This window comes from Acetobacter aceti, from assembly GCF_002005445.1.
In the GTDB taxonomy this organism is placed as follows: domain Bacteria; phylum Pseudomonadota; class Alphaproteobacteria; order Acetobacterales; family Acetobacteraceae; genus Acetobacter; species Acetobacter aceti_B.
Genome location: NZ_CP014692.1, coordinates 834,537 through 848,817 on the forward strand (window position 1 = coordinate 834,537; position 14,281 = coordinate 848,817).

Here is a 14,281-nt window from a genome sequence, read left to right on the forward strand (position 1 = left end):
TCGGGCGCGTATTGTTTTCTGCTTTATAAATCAGGACGAGACTGGACTGCCTGGAGTGGGCAGTCCAGCCCTGTCCTCAATGGCCGGTTTCTGAAGACGGTCCCTTGTTCAGACGGACAAACCTGCACGCCATGACGAGTGCCGCGATCCATCCCAGACCAGTCCACCCGAAGAACAGATTTACAGCGAAGACAGCGGGTTTTCGTACCGTGTCGCGGACACAGGCAATAACAAACGGCACGAAATACAGGGCGATCCCGGCAGCCGCAGCAATCAGGGCTGTGATGCCTGATAATCCAAACAGTCTGATCGTATTTTTCGACGGTTGCGGGAGGCTGGATATCGTCGTTTCCTGCTGAGCTGTATCCGTCTTTTGCGATATGGCCTCAGCAGGTGATTTTGTTTCCGCGACAACAGGCGGTGTTCCCAGAAGCACAGCAGCATCCGCATCGGACAGAAAAGACGAGACGTCCGGACGGCCTGTGTCGCGTTGCCAGGCGACGATGGCGGCACGTGTAGATTCACCGTACACACCGTCAGCCGTTGAGGCTGCGGGAAGATATCCAAGCTTTATCAGGCGCCGCTGGAGGGCGATATGTTGGGCAATCGGTCTTTTTGATTCTTCCAGAGCAGGTCCGGATAGTTTTTTGCGATACTGTTCAGAAAGCGTATCCATGCCTGCCGCGTAACAGCCTGTGGCGTTCGATGGCAGCGTCTGGTCCGCCGCTCCCGGAACGGGAAGACCACATTGCTGGTCTACGGCGTTCTCAGCCAGAATGATCTCCTGCTTCAGCGCGCGCCAGCCACCGGGGCCAACAAGCTGACGGAGAGCGTAATAAACCTGATCGAACTGAAGTTCATGCTGCGCGGCATCGCTGTTTTCGCACAGCATCGTCGCGACACCATTCTTTTGTGGCGGCGTGCTGCAGGAAAAATCAGGTCTGTAACCATTTGCAGACTGAATCGCAGCTTCCGCTTCCGGAGCTGCAGCCAGAGCCTGTTCTGACGTGACGTAATGACCGGCGACCAGAAATCCGGCCAGCGCTTGGGGGAAGGGCAGGGGCTTCCGCTCTTCGGGCGTGCATTCAGCTTCCAGCCGTCCTCCCAGTGTGCAACGTGAAAGAGAAAAGCCCGCGTCAATTTCGTGATCATATCGCGGCAGCATATAGGACCAGCCCGCTGGAAACTCTCCCATATTGGCTTTCATCGCGACATAGTAAGCAAGAAACCCATTAGGTTCATTGCGGTCCTGCTGGACCCAGAATCCTTCGCTCTCTTTCAGAGTTCGTTCCAGGTAGGGGCGCGAGACACTGTCGGTTGTGATGTCGACAAGACGCCCATCCGTGTAGCGATAAATGACCGATGGTGTGTAGGAACCTGCATGAGAGGCGAAGGTGTAGAGAAAGCTGCCGTCGCTACTGACGATTTCCTGCGCTCCGTCCTTGTCGATATCGGTAAAGAGCGGACGGCCTTCACCCGAGAGTTCGGGCGGCTGTGTTGCAGTCCATGTGCCGTTTTTTGTCATTCCGACAATTGATGTCAGGGCGCAACAGTGCGCCCCCCCGGTATACACCGAGACAACAGCCTGAGGCAGTGGAGAGGCGACATCCAGATGGCGCAGATCGAGCTGAAGGTCCCGGACGTCACTGCCATCCCGGCTGTAAGGGGTCAGTAACGTGGTGAAAGCCGGTCGATCCGGATGGAGGCTGTCTTTCAGTGTGAGCACGGCCATACGGCAGGCTCCTGAAACAAGAGTATCGTTTCCGCCCAGCAGCGTGGCGACCGCGCAGTCCGGCTTCTCTACGAGGTCAACAGAGGCATTCAGTCCCGCGCTGGCAAGTGCAATATGCTCATGCTCTCCCATCTCGGCGTGGACGAGAGGAGGCGAGCTTTCTCCGGCCTGAGCGGTTACGATTCCAGTCGACAAAACACTTATCGCTGCCAAAAAACTTTTCGTAATCAGGCGCTTCATTGAAGTCAGCCTCCTCCTGTTTGAGGAGAGTTTAGGCTGGGCGTGGGATGATGAAAAGTCGCCAATCCGTTTTCAGATTTTGTGATAAAAGAATTCCACGTTTCTGTATTGATGGACTGACGGCAGATAATGCAGGGCTTTCTCTTATCCATTAACCCAGTATGTAACGAGTGTGCGCCATGCCATCAGGGACTGAAGCGCCCTTCGAAAGCGACTGTCTCCAGAGACGCGCGGCCGGACGGTGTCTCTTTTGTCTGGAGACTTTCCGGTAACTGGATCATCTCTCCACGATGTCCGGTGACAATGGCCACATGTACGATGTGATCTGGAGCGTTCTGAGAGAACAGACTATCCGAACGGATCAGGATCGTAATCCACACCCACCAGATACAACCCTTCAGAGGGCGCGGTCGGTCCCCCCGCACATCTGTCGCGAGCTTCCAGCGCGGTGCGGAGGTGCTCTGAATCCCAGCGGCGACATCCAATGAGTTGCAGGGTACCGACCAGATTTCTCACCTGATGGTGCAGGAAGGAACGGGCTTCGACATCAAACAGAATCAGGTCGCCATCACGGGTAATATCCAGCCGGTCCAGCGTGCGGATGGGACTTTTCGCCTGACAGGCGACCGCCCGGAACGTCGAGAAATCATGCTGGCCCAGTAGAATCTGCGTCGCGGACTGCATGGCCGGCACATCGAGTGGATGGCGCACATGCCACACCCGGTTGGCTTCGATGCCCGGCCGGGAAGGGCGGTTCAGAAGCCTGTAGCGATAGCGACGCCGAATGGCGGAGAAGCGGGCGCTCCATGTGGGGGCAACGGGCGCTGCCGCCAAAATCACGACTGGATGGTCTTTAAGGTGGTAGGAAAGACCGTCTCTCACAGCCCGGGGATTGAGCGGCATGGAGATTGGAAAATCCAGATGCGCCACCTGTCCCGTGGCATGGACGCGGGCATCCGTGCGTCCGGCGGTGATGCTGGGAACGTCTCGTCCTCCTGCCAGCCGGGCGGCGGCTTCTTCCAGCAACTGTTGCACGGACAGGCCGGCTTTCTGCCGTTGCCAGCCAACCAGACCGGTTCCGTCATACTCGATCTTGACCGCCCAGCGTTGCCGGTCATCCGGCGCGTGGCTCTGGCGAAAGAATGCCGGAGGCGAAGCGTCATTCATGAGCCGAGGCGGGCGCCTGCGGCAACGGGCTGGCCGCGCAGAAAGGCATTCGCATCCATCATGCCCCGCCCGGGGCGCTGGATCTGACGGATACGCAGCGCGGAGGCAGAACCACAGGCCAGTGTCAGGAGATCATCCAGCACCACGCCCGGTGCGCCAGCCCGCTCGGGGATGACATCAACAGCGCCGATCTTCAGGGTGACACCATCGAGCGTGGTAAATGCACCGGGCCATGGGGTCAGGGCGCGGACCTGCCGGTCGATGGTCCCGGCGGATTGCGTCCAGTCGATGCGGCCGTCTTCCTTTGTCAGGCGGGCGGCATAGGTCACGCCTTCTTCAGGTTGCGGGACGGCGGGAGGCTGCTCACGCAGCACATCCACCACCATTTTCGCACCCAGCGCCGCCAGCTCGTCGTGCAGCGTTGTGGCGGTCGTCACTTCTGTGATCGGCACGCCGACCGAGGACAGCATGTCGCCGGTATCCAGACCGACATCCATCTGCATGATCGTCACGCCGCTTTCCTTGTCTCCGGCCAGAATCGCGCTCTGGATCGGGGAGGCGCCACGCCAGCGCGGGAGCAGGCTGGCGTGGATGTTCAGGCAGCCTCGTTCAGGGGCGTCGAGCATCGCTTTGGGCAGGATCAGGCCATAAGCCGCGACAATGGCGACATCGAATTTCCGGGTGGCGAACCAGTCCAGTTCTTCCTGATTGTTCCGCAGCTTTTCCGGACAGCGCACGGGAATCCCGAGTGTGTCGGCGGCATGATGCACCGGAGAAGGACGCAGCGCCTTGCCACGTCCGGCGGGGCGTGGCGGCTGGGTATAGACCACCGCGACCTCATGTCCTGCGTCGCGGAGAGCATACAGCGCCGGAACGGCGAAGTCGGGCGTGCCCATGAAAGCCAGACGCATTGGTCTCTTCTCCGGAAATCTCAGGTCTGGGCGGAAGCGGGATGCCGCTCAGCGATAGGAAGGCGTGGCCGTGGCAGGACTCAGTGCTTGAGGAGTTTCTGCTCTTTCGCCAGACGACGCATGATCATGTTCCGGCGCAGCGTGGAGAGATGGTCCACGAACAGCACGCCATCCAGATGATCGATCTCGTGCTGGATGCAGGTGGCCAGCAGGCCGTTCACTTCACGCTCGCACCGCTGACCCTCGACGTTCGTCCAGCGAACCCGCACCGCTTCCGGGCGCACAACTTCCGCATACTGGTTGGGGAGAGACAGGCAGCCCTCCTCACGCGGCGTCATGACTTCGCTTTCCGTCAGGATCTCGGGATTGATGAGGACGATCGGCTGACGGTCTTCGTCATCACCCAGATCGACGATGACATAGCGCTGGCTGATGCCCACCTGAGGGGCGGCCAGACCGATGCCGGGCGCGGCGTACATGGCTGAAAACATGCCAGGCAACGTGGCTTTCACCGCGTCCATATCTTCGGGGCGAACGATCCGGGCCTTCTGGCGCAGCACGGCCTGAGGAGCGATCAGAATCTGTGTGGGCGAAGCAGTGGCCCCGGCGAGGGAGAAATCGACGTCGTTCATAGCGCCGGTTTAGCGAGGCTGCTTCCGTTTTTCCAGCCCTGAGTATCGGATAGGATACGCCAGTATGCCGAAACGAGGCAGCTTCACCAGTTCCGTGGATTATAGGTAACGGCATCCGTCTGATCATAGGTCAGGGACATGCGATCCATGCCAGATCCCGCATAACGACAGACAGCCAGAAAACTTCTGACCGGCTGACCCGCGGAAACCAGATAGGGCACGGGCATGCACAGATACCACAACCGGCCTCGTGAGCCGCCCGCGTCACTGACTGCGAAAGCCTTCGGCGCCGAAACCGGCAGGGTGTCGTCATGACGGGGAGGGGTATAGTGGAGCGTCACCTGACCTGTGGCGTCAGGATAATATTGCAGGCCACAGGACCGGATAAAATCGGCAAGAGTTGGCTGACGCAGAAGCGTCGTATCGGGCTTTTCCTGTGAGCACACTTCACGTTTGGTCTGCTCGTAACGGGCGCATCCGGTGAGGCTCATGGCGTTCACCAGACAGAACAGGCCTGTCAGGCGAGAGAGGGAGCTGCGTTCAGACACGCTCGTCGTCTTCCAGCGGCGGTGCGATCTTGTCACCAACTGCGAGCAGCATGGCGGTCAGCGGGGAGGCGAGAATCAACCCTGGTGCACCGAAGATGCCGCCGAAGAACGTCTGGGACAGAACGGTCAGGCCGGGAGGCATCTGCACCGCTTTGCGCTGGATCAGCGGAGCCATGACGTTCCCTTCGAAAAACTGGATGACTGTGTAGAGCGCGGCAACCATGGCGGTCTCGCGCAGGCCGAGGGACAGCGCGAGGAGCAGGGCAGGAACAGCGCCGAGAATAGCGCCGATATAGGGAATGAAATTGCAGAGTGCGGCCAGAAAGCCAAGGCTGATCGCCAGAGGTACGCCAATGATCCAGAGCCCCATGCCGGAGAGGATGCCGACAACGGCCATGTCGAGCGCCTGTCCGGCAACCCATGCCCAAAGCGTATCCGCCGCGACCAGCATGACTTCCTGTCCTCGTCCGCGCCAGTGACGTGGAACGAGCCGGAGCATGCCGTTGGCATAGAGAGAAGGAGAGGCGGCGAAATACAGACCGGCGATGACCACGACGGCGAGCGTGCCCAGCACACCGAACGCTGACCCGAGAAAGCCTGTCATCGAACCCGCAATCCGCGAGCCGAGGGACATCAGGCCGCCGCTGCCGGTCGCGCCGCCGCCATGCCCACCCAGTGAGGCGGGCAGATAATTCAGCAGAACCTGCCCCTGAGGCCAGGCGGCAAGCCGGTCACGAAGGGCGTAAACCTGCGTGGTCAGGGCGTCGCGCAGCTTGGCGGCCTGTGCGACGATATCAGAGCCGCTCGACCAGCCGATACCGACGGTCAGGGTCACCATCAGCACGCAGACAATGGCGAGTGCTGCCCCATAGGGCAGTTTTGTCCAGCGTTTCAGGATGCGGGCCACTCCATGCAGGATGACGGCAAAGAGCGCTGAAGCGAAGACCACCATGATCACGTCGCCGATCAGCCAGATCGACAGCATGACAGCAGCAATGGTCAGTGTAAGGCGAAGGATGCGCGCAATGCTGTCGAGCGGCGTTTCATCGGATGAAGGCGGCTGCTTGTCGTCGAAAGTCTGTTCGGAAGCCATGAGATTCTGGATCACCTGAAAGCTGTGGCCATGGTTATCGTGGCCTGACATGCGGCATAACGCTGCGGTCAGGCTTTCGCTCACAATGACGGCTACGATTTTTCAAAAAACAGGACGACAGGGAGTGTATGAAGGAAAAACGGCGTGTTGGTCACCCGACCACAGCAGCGTCCGACAGGACGAAACCTGCCGGACAGGGTCGCCCCGTGGGTCGGGAAAAATGAGGTGTTCCGCGCCGCCGGGCCTTAGCGGGGCGTGACCCAGCCGTTACCCGTGGCGTCACCCATGCTGCCCGAGCCATTCGGGCCGCTGTCCTGATAGGCGGACCCGAATTTGGACAGGTCCGCACCCGTGACGGAATCCCGCACCACATGCTGGGCATGGTCGGGGTCGGGGCCGTGCGTCATATCCATTGACGGCGCATCCTGGTATCCGGGCGGCAGCTTTCTGCGTCCTTTGACGTGCAGGTTTTCGTGGCGGCCCGTTGTCGCCGCGGCGCCGCCATCTTCGCGCGTCGGATCACCGGACATCATTTCAGCGCCCGACAGGGCGTCGCTTTGTTGCGCCATCGCCTGCCCGGAGAGCGAAATGCTGGTGGCCGTCAGAAGCAGCAGGAGTCCTGCTGCTGGGAAACGACCGGTGAGTCTGGAAAAAACACGCATGGATACAGGTCTCTCAGGGCTGGGATGCGGGCGCGTGGCCAGACAGCCCATCGTCAGTGTCATTTCGGTCAGTCTACAATCACCTCTTCCCATCTTACAACCGCAATAGATCAGGATCAGATGTGCTATCTCAGCAGTGGAGTGGATGAAGGCGACCACGCTGACGTGGCTCAACGACTGGCTTCGTGGCAGAGGAGGACGGCGTGTGACTGGCGATCTTTTCGACTTTCTCAACGTAACGGACCCTCGAGAGGGAAAGGACTGCGACGGGCATATTCAGCTTGATCCGGGTGCTTTCATCTTCCCCGGTATGGCGCTTTCCAGAGCGTCCGACCTGCTTGATGCGGCCCGCGACATCGTTCGGCAGGCGCCGTTCCGACATCTTGTCACGCCGGGAGGTCATCGCATGTCGGTCGGCATGACAGCCTGTGGCGAGTATGGCTGGACCTCGGATGCTTCCGGCTATCGCTACACAACAACCCAGCCGCGCAATGGCCTGCCATGGCCTGTCCTGCCGGAACTGTTCCGCTCGCTCGTGGAAGAAGCGACAGCCGCCGCCGGCTTTCTGTGTCCGCCGCTACAATCCGGCCTTCTGAATCTGTATCGACCGGGAACACGTCTTTCATTGCATCAGGACAAGGATGAAGAGGACGCCGAGACACCGATTGTCTCCGTCTCGCTCGGGGTGGCTGCGACATTTCTATGGGGAGGGCTCGACCGCGCCAGTCCGACGCGCCGGCTTCGTCTTTCGCACGGGGATGTTGTCGTGTGGGGAGGGCCTTCCCGGCTGACGTTCCACGGTGTTGCTCCGCTTGCCGTCTCATCACATCCCATGACGGGAGACTGCAGGCTCAATCTGACATTCCGTCAGATCACAAAACGTCCCTGAAATATCTTGGTGACGCGTCATGCGTCTTGGAGGACTGATTTCAGTCGTAGCTGAAATGTGGTTTTTTTCGTGTGTTGATAAAAATCTGCACAACGCCGGATGGATTGAAGCCGGGAGGAACCGCACCGGCTATGCCTGCCACGGTAATGGGGGCGGGCATGACGCGGGCGGGGAATCCGCAGCGACTCATTGTCGCCACCACGCTGGCGGCAACCTCCGGATCTTTATTGTAGATGTAATATTCTCCCACACCACGAGCGGAGAATATCTGTGAGCGCCGTACTTTCCTGTCGACCTCTTCCAGAACCGCCTGCGTCTGATCCGCCATGAAGCCCGCTTCCGCGTCTCCGGCCAGCGTGACGATTTCAAAGTCGTTCCGGGTGTTTACAAAATCATTCTGCAAACAGAGGCGCGCCTCGTCAGTGATGTCGCGCCACATCACATTCGCCTTGATCTGATCGGCTTTGGCGAGGGCTTCGACGGCCTGCTTCTGTGCTGTCAGGATGGCGATCCGGGCGTCCTTATCGTGCTGCGCCGCTGTGGATTGCGCCTGATCCATCCTGAAAAAGACGTATCCGGAACCAAGGCCGGAACATAGACCTGCTACAACGGCGATCAGCAGGCACCAGCCCGGATGCAGGTACAGACTCTGCTCTTTCGAAAAAGAAAATCTGTCTCTGGTGGTGGTCCGCATTGTGCGTCAGGATATCCTGCGTCATGAAAATAAAATTATGGTCGAACGGGGCAGGGTGTTCCCATCCGTTAACCGGGTTTTTCTAGAGAAGAATTTTTCGCTCTCATAGCGTTATTTTATCGAAAACTGGAAATTCCCATCTTCCCCAGCCGTCTCAGAGCGGCGAGATCGTGATAGTCTGTACAGGACTGATTCAACAGGAGTTTCCCATGAACGCCTACGACCGTCTGCATCGCCTTTTCGGACGTCTTTCCGCGCTGGAAGATGCGGGCGGACTTCTTTCATGGGATCGCGATACGATGATGCCGGAAGGGGCTTCCGGCCGTCGTGCGACGGTCATGGCGACCCTTGGCGGCCTGCAGCACGAGATGCTGACAGCCCCGGAAGTGGGAGACTGGCTGGGGGCGGCCAGCGCGGATGACGATTTCTGGAAACAGGCCAATCTCAATGAGATGAAGCGGATTCACGCCCGAGCCATGGCGGTGCCGGGTGATCTGGTTGAAGCGCTTTCGAAAGCCGGATCGGATGCGGAGATGGTCTGGCGCAAGGCGCGCGCCGAAAACGATTTCGCCAGTCTGTTGCCTTGTCTGCAGACTGTTCTTGATCTGACACGCGAGAGCGCCACGGCTATCGGCGATGCCCTGCATGTTTCGCCTTATGACGCTCTGCTGGATGGTTTCGATCCGGGCATGACGCAGGAAGCCATAACGCCAATTTTTGAGACGCTTGCCCGCGACCTGCCTCCGTTGCTGCAGGCCGTGCTTGAACGACAGGGGAGTGCTGGAGAAGGCCGCCCGGTCGGGACTGCGCCTTTCCCTGTTTCTGATCAGGAGAAACTTGGAATATCCATGATGCGGCAGGTCGGTTTCGACATGAGGCGCGGACGTCTGGATGTCAGCGCCCATCCGTTTTGTGGCGGCGCGACTGATGATGTGCGCATCACCACGCGCTATGAGACCGATGATTTTCTTCCGGCGTTTCTGGGTGTGATGCATGAAACCGGTCATGCGCTCTATGAACAGGGATTGCCGGCTGAATGGCAGGGGCAGCCGGTCGGGCGGGCGCGGGGAATGACCCTTCATGAAAGCCAGTCCCTGCTGATGGAAATGCAGGTTACACGATCACGCCCCTTCGCGACATTCGCTGCGCCTGTCATGGCTTCTGCATTTGGTGGACAGGGTTCGTGGGATGCGGACGATCTTTATCGGCGCATGACACGGGTCAGACCCGGTTTTATCCGTGTGGATGCGGATGAAGTCACCTATCCGGCGCATATCATCGTCCGGTATGAGCTTGAGGTCGCCATGATCGAAGGGCGACTGGCGCTGAAGGATCTCCCCGAAGCGTTCAACGCCCGTATCAAGGACATGCTGGGACTGGATGTCCCCGATGACCGACGCGGATGTTTGCAGGATATTCACTGGCCGTTGGGTTTGTGGGGCTATTTCCCCTGCTATGCTCTGGGAGCATTAACGGCGGCACAACTTTTCGCCACGGCGCGGATGGCGTCGCCGGATATCGGGAATGAAATCCGGCGTGGAGAATTCGGTCATCTTCTGGGATGGCTTCGGTCATCGGTCCATGAGCGTGGCAGCAATGCCTCAACACAGGACATCATCATCGCGGCCACGGGAAAACCACTGGGGGCCGAGGAGTATTTGCGCCATGTCCGGCATCGCTATCTCGATGGAGAAGGGTAGGTTTCTTATATGGACAGGGCGGTTTTGACTTGTCTGGTCGGGAGGCAGGCGGAGGCGAATGGGTTGAGGCGGTTGAAAGGGAGGCTCTGTATGAGCCGTTTCCCTCTCCGAGCATTGATCCCGGCTAACGGATTGCAATTTTCCCTGTGCAGGACGGGTCTTGTGTGAATTGCTTTCAGAAAGAACGTGTGTTGTGCAGGTTGTTCAGGCGAGTGGGGCGTTAGTTACATCTCCCTGTTAACCTGACTTCTGCGCGCAGCATGGAAAAGCACGCTGATTATGACGTCTCATGACCGGCGGATCGCCTTAACAGGCTGTCAGATTCACCATGCTTTGAAGGTTGATCAAACAGACTTGCCTCACGCCCGGTCGAGCCCCTGCCAACTGCGGGGAGAGCACCCATGCCAGCGGGTAAAGGCGCGCGTGAAGGCGCTTCCTTCGCTGTAGCCCAGAAGAAAAGCTGTTTGTGAAACGGAATGTTCTCCGTTTCGCAGGTATTTCAGCGCATGCTGGCGTCGTACGTCTTCCACCAGAAGCCGGTGCGTGAAGCCACTCGCGGCCAGACGACGCTGGAGAGTCCAGTAGGGGCACCCGAGCCGCTCGGCGACCTGTGTGATGGAGGGCTGGCCGTGTGGAAGAAGATCAAGAATGACACGCCGCACCTGCAAGAGAAAGTCCTGTTCCACGGACTGCTTGTGTGCCTGTATCTGGAGCAGTCCATCCTTGATTGCGCTGAACAGCAGCCCATCAGCGGCAGGCATCGGTGTGGTGAGATTGGTGGCCGGAAACAGGATCGAGTTTGTCTCCTGTCCGAAAAGAACCTTACAGCCGAACACTTTTTCATGCTCGTCCGTGCAGGACGGCGCCCTGTTGCGAAAATGAACGGTTGCAGGCGACCAGTTCTCTCCACAAGCGTCCCGAATGATGTTGCACAATACGGCAAGTGTCAGTTCCGCATCCTGACGATGGTCGTGAAGGAGCGGGTCGCCAACATCGTAATCCAGACGGGCAGTTTCACCCTGTCTGGAATGAGTGACGATGCTGTTGTCCTGATGGATCGGGAAGAAGGCTGCCAGATTATCGAGCGCGTCGCCGAGAACTGAAGAGGAAAGGGCGGCGTAACCCAGCATGCCCAGACGGCGGGGCTCGAACTGGTGCCCGAACCACAGGCCAAAATTTGCCGTTGCGGTTTTGCTTGCCGCGTAATCCAGCGTGCGACAGTAAGCGCCCAGCAAAACCGTCTCGGAAGGAGTGCTGCTGAGCCGTCCTTCAAGTCCGCACTGACTGAACACATCCACCGGCTGCGCCCCGAGACGTGCAATGAAGGCATCCAGCCCATAGACGACAGAGGCCAGAACCGTTGTGGATGAAGTCGGTGGACTGGAATGTCCCTGAGTGGGCAGACGTGTCATTCCGCCACTATCTCCCATGATGGCAGGTCGGACTTCTCCGTCCGATTATCGGATCGCGCAAGAAAGAACCGGCAGGGTGGTGGAGTGGCGGCCTGTCTGTCAATTCATTTCTTTTTCGCAACGCATTCGTTGTCGGATGTCATGAGATTGTGTCCTTCTGTCATTATCCGTTCTCCCTTGCATGCCTACGCTGTTTCCATGAGGCCACCATGCGGATGGTCACGTGTGAGAGTGTGGGAGAGACGTCATGGCCAATCCGTATCTGGCCGGTTTTGAGAGCAAGTCGGATATTCTCGCCGCTTCGGAAAAATTCTGGAATCCCGACAAGACCCGCTTCTGGCAGAGTGTGGATGTGCCTCTGGTGATCGGCAAGCGCGAAGGTTACGTGCTGACCGATGTGAACGGGCATGAACTGATCGACGTGCATCTTAACGGCGGCACCTACAATCTCGGCCATCGCAATCCCGATGTCATTGCGGCGCTGACCGACGCCCTGCAGTATTTCGATATCGGCAATCATCATTTCCCGTCTCCATCCCGGACGGCGCTGGCGGTGAAACTGCTCAAGCTCTCCGGAAAGCCGTTCGAGCGGGTGGCCTATGCCACCAGCGGCAGCGAGGCCATTGATCTGGCCATCAAGAGCGCCCGTTACGCCACGAAGCGTCGCCGCATCATCTCCATCCGCAAAGCCTATCACGGACATACCGGCCTCGCTGTTGCGACAGGCGACGAGCGGTTCAGCCAGCTTTTCCTTGCGGATCGTCCGGAAGAGTTCGTGCAGGCGCCGTTCAACGATCTGGACGCCATGCAGGCCGCGCTGAAAGCGGAGCCGACGGCGGCCGTCATCATGGAAACCATCCCGGCGACCTACGGCTTTCCGCTTCCGGCTTCCGGTTATCTCGCCGAGATCCGCCGTATGTGCGACGAGACCGGCACGCTCTACATCGCCGATGAAGTGCAGACCGGACTGATGCGTTCCGGCGCTCTGTGGGCTGTTTCCCGTCAGGATGTGCGTCCAGACATTCTCGTCACCTCCAAGGGACTGGGCGGCGGCATCTACCCCTTCGGTGCGCTCTTGCTGACGAAGCAGGCCAGTGGCTGGCTGGAGCAGGATGGTTTTGCGCACATGTCCACCTTCTCCGGTTCGGAAGTCGGGTGTTACGTGGCGAACGCCGTTCTCGATCTGACGACACGCCCGGAAACCGTCGCCAATGTGCAGGCGATCATCGCGCGGTTCGCGACGGGGCTGGCCGGTATCCACAGCCGTCATGCCGACTGGTTCGTGGGTATCCGTCAGGAGGGCCTGATCATCGGACTGGAATTCGCCACGGCGGAAGGCGCGAAGCCTGTCATGCGGGAGCTGTACAGGCGCGGCGTGTGGGCCATCTTCTCCACGCTCGATCCGCGTGTGCTTCAGTTCAAACCGGGTCTGCTGCTTCAGTCCGGGCAGGTGGATGATATCCTGCAAAGACTGGAAGACGCCATCACAGCCAGCTCACCTTTCTGATGGGAGACTGCACCATGACCGCACGCGCCTGGGAGCAGACTGCATGGAACTGGCAGGATAATGTCGAGCCTTTCCTGTCTCTCTATGGAATTGATCCGGAATCAAGCTGGTCACTGCTGAGTTTTTCAGAAAACTCTGTTTTCCGGATTGATACGCAGGAGGGGGATGTTTTCATCCTCAGACTCCATCGGCCCCATTATCGCAGCGTGGACGAAATTCTTTCGGAAATCACGTTCATCGAACAGTTGCGTGCCGATAACATCCTGCATACGCCAGCTATTATTCCAACCCTCGCAGGAAACGCACTGGCTCACACAGGGGAGGGTGAGCAGGAGCAGCATGCAGTGCTGTTTGCCTACCAGCCGGGTGAAATGCCTTCAGAAGCAGATCTGCCTGAAAAGTTTCAGGAACTGGGTCGTATCTCCGCACAACTGCACAGCTACACAATCAGTCATGACGTTCTGAAACGCCTGAATCGCCCCGTCTGGGATGTGGATGTGGCGATTGGTGAAAACGCCATGTGGGGCTGCTGGCGTCATACCCGCGCCATGACTCCGGAACAGACCTGTCTGCTGGATGCTGCCGACCGCATGGTGCGCGCCGAACTGGAGCGTTATGGCCGTCCGGGTAACCGCTGGGGGTTGCTGCATGGCGATATGCGGCTGACCAACATCCTGCATAGCGGGGGGCAGACCAGCATCATCGATTTCGATGATTGCGGTTTTGGCTGGCACATGTACGAATTTGCCTGCGCCTGCACGTTCATGGAATGCAGCAGGGACATCGCCGCCATCGCCGGTGCCTGGCTTAAAGGTTACAGGCAGATACGGCCACTCTCTGAAGAGGATGTCCAGATTATCCCGACCCTGCTGATGCTGCGCCGTCTGCTGATGGTCGGATGGTTCACCACGCATCAGCACTCCGCTGAGGCGCGCGCGCTGGAGTCTGGGTTTCTTGAAGAGTCTCTGACCATGGCGCGAGGGTATCTTGATGGCACGTTTCTGCCCGGTCTGACACGCGTCACGGAAGAAGCCTGAGGCTGTTTTCGCGGGTTTATATTGTTTCGATAAAGCAATGAAAAATATCATCGTTTC

General features: G+C 58.9%; 13 protein-coding genes. 4 read left to right on the forward strand and 9 right to left on the reverse strand.

Features of this window, described 5'->3' with window-relative positions:
- Window positions 1-76: 76 nt before the first annotated feature.
- The 7 genes from A0U92_RS03875 to A0U92_RS03905 all read right to left on the reverse strand — a co-directional run bounded on the left by A0U92_RS03875 (window position 77) and on the right by A0U92_RS03905 (window position 6,985).
- Window positions 77-1,927 carry a superinfection immunity protein gene (locus A0U92_RS03875; RefSeq protein ID WP_236748265.1) on the reverse strand — a complete coding sequence of 617 codons (1,851 nt, stop codon included), beginning with the start codon at window positions 1,925-1,927 and terminating at the stop codon, window positions 77-79.
- Window positions 1,928-2,320: 393 nt separating this feature from the next.
- Window positions 2,321-3,139, reverse strand: coding sequence for a tRNA pseudouridine(38-40) synthase TruA (gene truA, locus A0U92_RS03880; RefSeq protein ID WP_077812080.1), 819 nt, complete (start codon window positions 3,137-3,139; stop codon window positions 2,321-2,323).
- The gene (gene fmt, locus A0U92_RS03885; protein WP_077812081.1) at window positions 3,136-4,050 is read right to left on the reverse strand and encodes a methionyl-tRNA formyltransferase; all 915 of its coding nucleotides are present in this window, start codon (window positions 4,048-4,050) and stop codon (window positions 3,136-3,138) included. Before fmt ends, truA begins: the two co-directional genes overlap by 4 nt.
- Window positions 4,051-4,130: 80 nt before the next feature.
- Window positions 4,131-4,682, reverse strand: a complete 552-nt coding sequence (gene def, locus A0U92_RS03890; RefSeq protein ID WP_077812082.1) for a peptide deformylase — start codon at window positions 4,680-4,682, stop codon at window positions 4,131-4,133.
- Between the two features lie 83 nt (window positions 4,683-4,765).
- Window positions 4,766-5,230 (reverse strand): hypothetical protein, encoded by a 465-nt coding sequence (locus A0U92_RS03895; protein ID WP_077812083.1) that lies wholly within the window; start codon window positions 5,228-5,230, stop codon window positions 4,766-4,768.
- Window positions 5,223-6,323, reverse strand: coding sequence for an AI-2E family transporter (locus A0U92_RS03900; protein ID WP_077814235.1), 1,101 nt, complete (start codon window positions 6,321-6,323; stop codon window positions 5,223-5,225). The genes A0U92_RS03895 and A0U92_RS03900 overlap by 8 nt, the downstream gene beginning before the upstream one ends.
- Before the next feature lie 245 nt (window positions 6,324-6,568).
- Window positions 6,569-6,985: a hypothetical protein gene (locus tag A0U92_RS03905; RefSeq protein WP_077814236.1), complete on the reverse strand. Its 417-nt coding sequence runs from the start codon at window positions 6,983-6,985 to the stop codon at window positions 6,569-6,571.
- Between the two features lie 145 nt (window positions 6,986-7,130).
- Here A0U92_RS03905 and alkB point away from each other — a divergent pair, with 145 nt between their 5' ends.
- A complete protein-coding gene (alkB, locus tag A0U92_RS03910; RefSeq protein WP_077812084.1) occupies window positions 7,131-7,874 on the forward strand; it encodes a DNA oxidative demethylase AlkB in 744 nt (247 codons plus the stop codon).
- A 40-nt stretch (window positions 7,875-7,914) separates the two neighbouring features.
- Here alkB and A0U92_RS03915 read toward each other — a convergent pair whose 3' ends face one another.
- Window positions 7,915-8,568, reverse strand: coding sequence for a hypothetical protein (locus A0U92_RS03915; protein ID WP_236748266.1), 654 nt, complete (start codon window positions 8,566-8,568; stop codon window positions 7,915-7,917).
- Between the two features lie 209 nt (window positions 8,569-8,777).
- On the opposite strand from A0U92_RS03915, the gene A0U92_RS03920 reads away from it, so the two are divergent.
- On the forward strand, window positions 8,778-10,268 hold the full coding sequence (locus A0U92_RS03920) for a carboxypeptidase M32 (RefSeq protein WP_077812086.1): 1,491 nt from the start codon (window positions 8,778-8,780) through the stop codon (window positions 10,266-10,268).
- 359 nt (window positions 10,269-10,627) lie between these two features.
- Here A0U92_RS03920 and qhpR read toward each other — a convergent pair whose 3' ends face one another.
- Window positions 10,628-11,680: an AraC-like transcriptional regulator QhpR gene (gene qhpR, locus A0U92_RS03925; RefSeq protein ID WP_077814237.1), complete on the reverse strand. Its 1,053-nt coding sequence runs from the start codon at window positions 11,678-11,680 to the stop codon at window positions 10,628-10,630.
- Window positions 11,681-11,927: 247 nt separating this feature from the next.
- On the opposite strand from qhpR, the gene A0U92_RS03930 reads away from it, so the two are divergent.
- Window positions 11,928-13,187, forward strand: coding sequence for a class-III pyridoxal-phosphate-dependent aminotransferase (locus A0U92_RS03930; RefSeq protein ID WP_077812087.1), 1,260 nt, complete (start codon window positions 11,928-11,930; stop codon window positions 13,185-13,187).
- Between the two features lie 14 nt (window positions 13,188-13,201).
- Window positions 13,202-14,224, forward strand: a complete 1,023-nt coding sequence (locus tag A0U92_RS03935; protein ID WP_236748267.1) for a phosphotransferase enzyme family protein — start codon at window positions 13,202-13,204, stop codon at window positions 14,222-14,224.
- Window positions 14,225-14,281 lie beyond the last annotated feature (57 nt).

What these genes read in the sequence shown, in the direction of transcription:
- truA (WP_077812080.1), bottom strand. Translation starts at nt 3,139, where the DNA reads ATGAATGACGCTTCGCCTCCGGCATTCTTTCGCCAGAGCCACGCGCCG.
- fmt (WP_077812081.1), bottom strand. Translation starts at nt 4,050, where the DNA reads ATGCGTCTGGCTTTCATGGGCACGCCCGACTTCGCCGTTCCGGCGCTG.
- def (WP_077812082.1), bottom strand. Translation starts at nt 4,682, where the DNA reads ATGAACGACGTCGATTTCTCCCTCGCCGGGGCCACTGCTTCGCCCACA.
- A0U92_RS03900 (WP_077814235.1), bottom strand. Translation starts at nt 6,323, where the DNA reads ATGGCTTCCGAACAGACTTTCGACGACAAGCAGCCGCCTTCATCCGAT.
- A0U92_RS03905 (WP_077814236.1), bottom strand. Translation starts at nt 6,985, where the DNA reads ATGCGTGTTTTTTCCAGACTCACCGGTCGTTTCCCAGCAGCAGGACTC.
- alkB (WP_077812084.1), top strand. Translation starts at nt 7,131, where the DNA reads ATGAAGGCGACCACGCTGACGTGGCTCAACGACTGGCTTCGTGGCAGA.
- A0U92_RS03915 (WP_236748266.1), bottom strand. Translation starts at nt 8,568, where the DNA reads ATGCGGACCACCACCAGAGACAGATTTTCTTTTTCGAAAGAGCAGAGT.
- A0U92_RS03920 (WP_077812086.1), top strand. Translation starts at nt 8,778, where the DNA reads ATGAACGCCTACGACCGTCTGCATCGCCTTTTCGGACGTCTTTCCGCG.
- qhpR (WP_077814237.1), bottom strand. Translation starts at nt 11,680, where the DNA reads ATGACACGTCTGCCCACTCAGGGACATTCCAGTCCACCGACTTCATCC.
- A0U92_RS03930 (WP_077812087.1), top strand. Translation starts at nt 11,928, where the DNA reads ATGGCCAATCCGTATCTGGCCGGTTTTGAGAGCAAGTCGGATATTCTC.
- A0U92_RS03935 (WP_236748267.1), top strand. Translation starts at nt 13,202, where the DNA reads ATGACCGCACGCGCCTGGGAGCAGACTGCATGGAACTGGCAGGATAAT.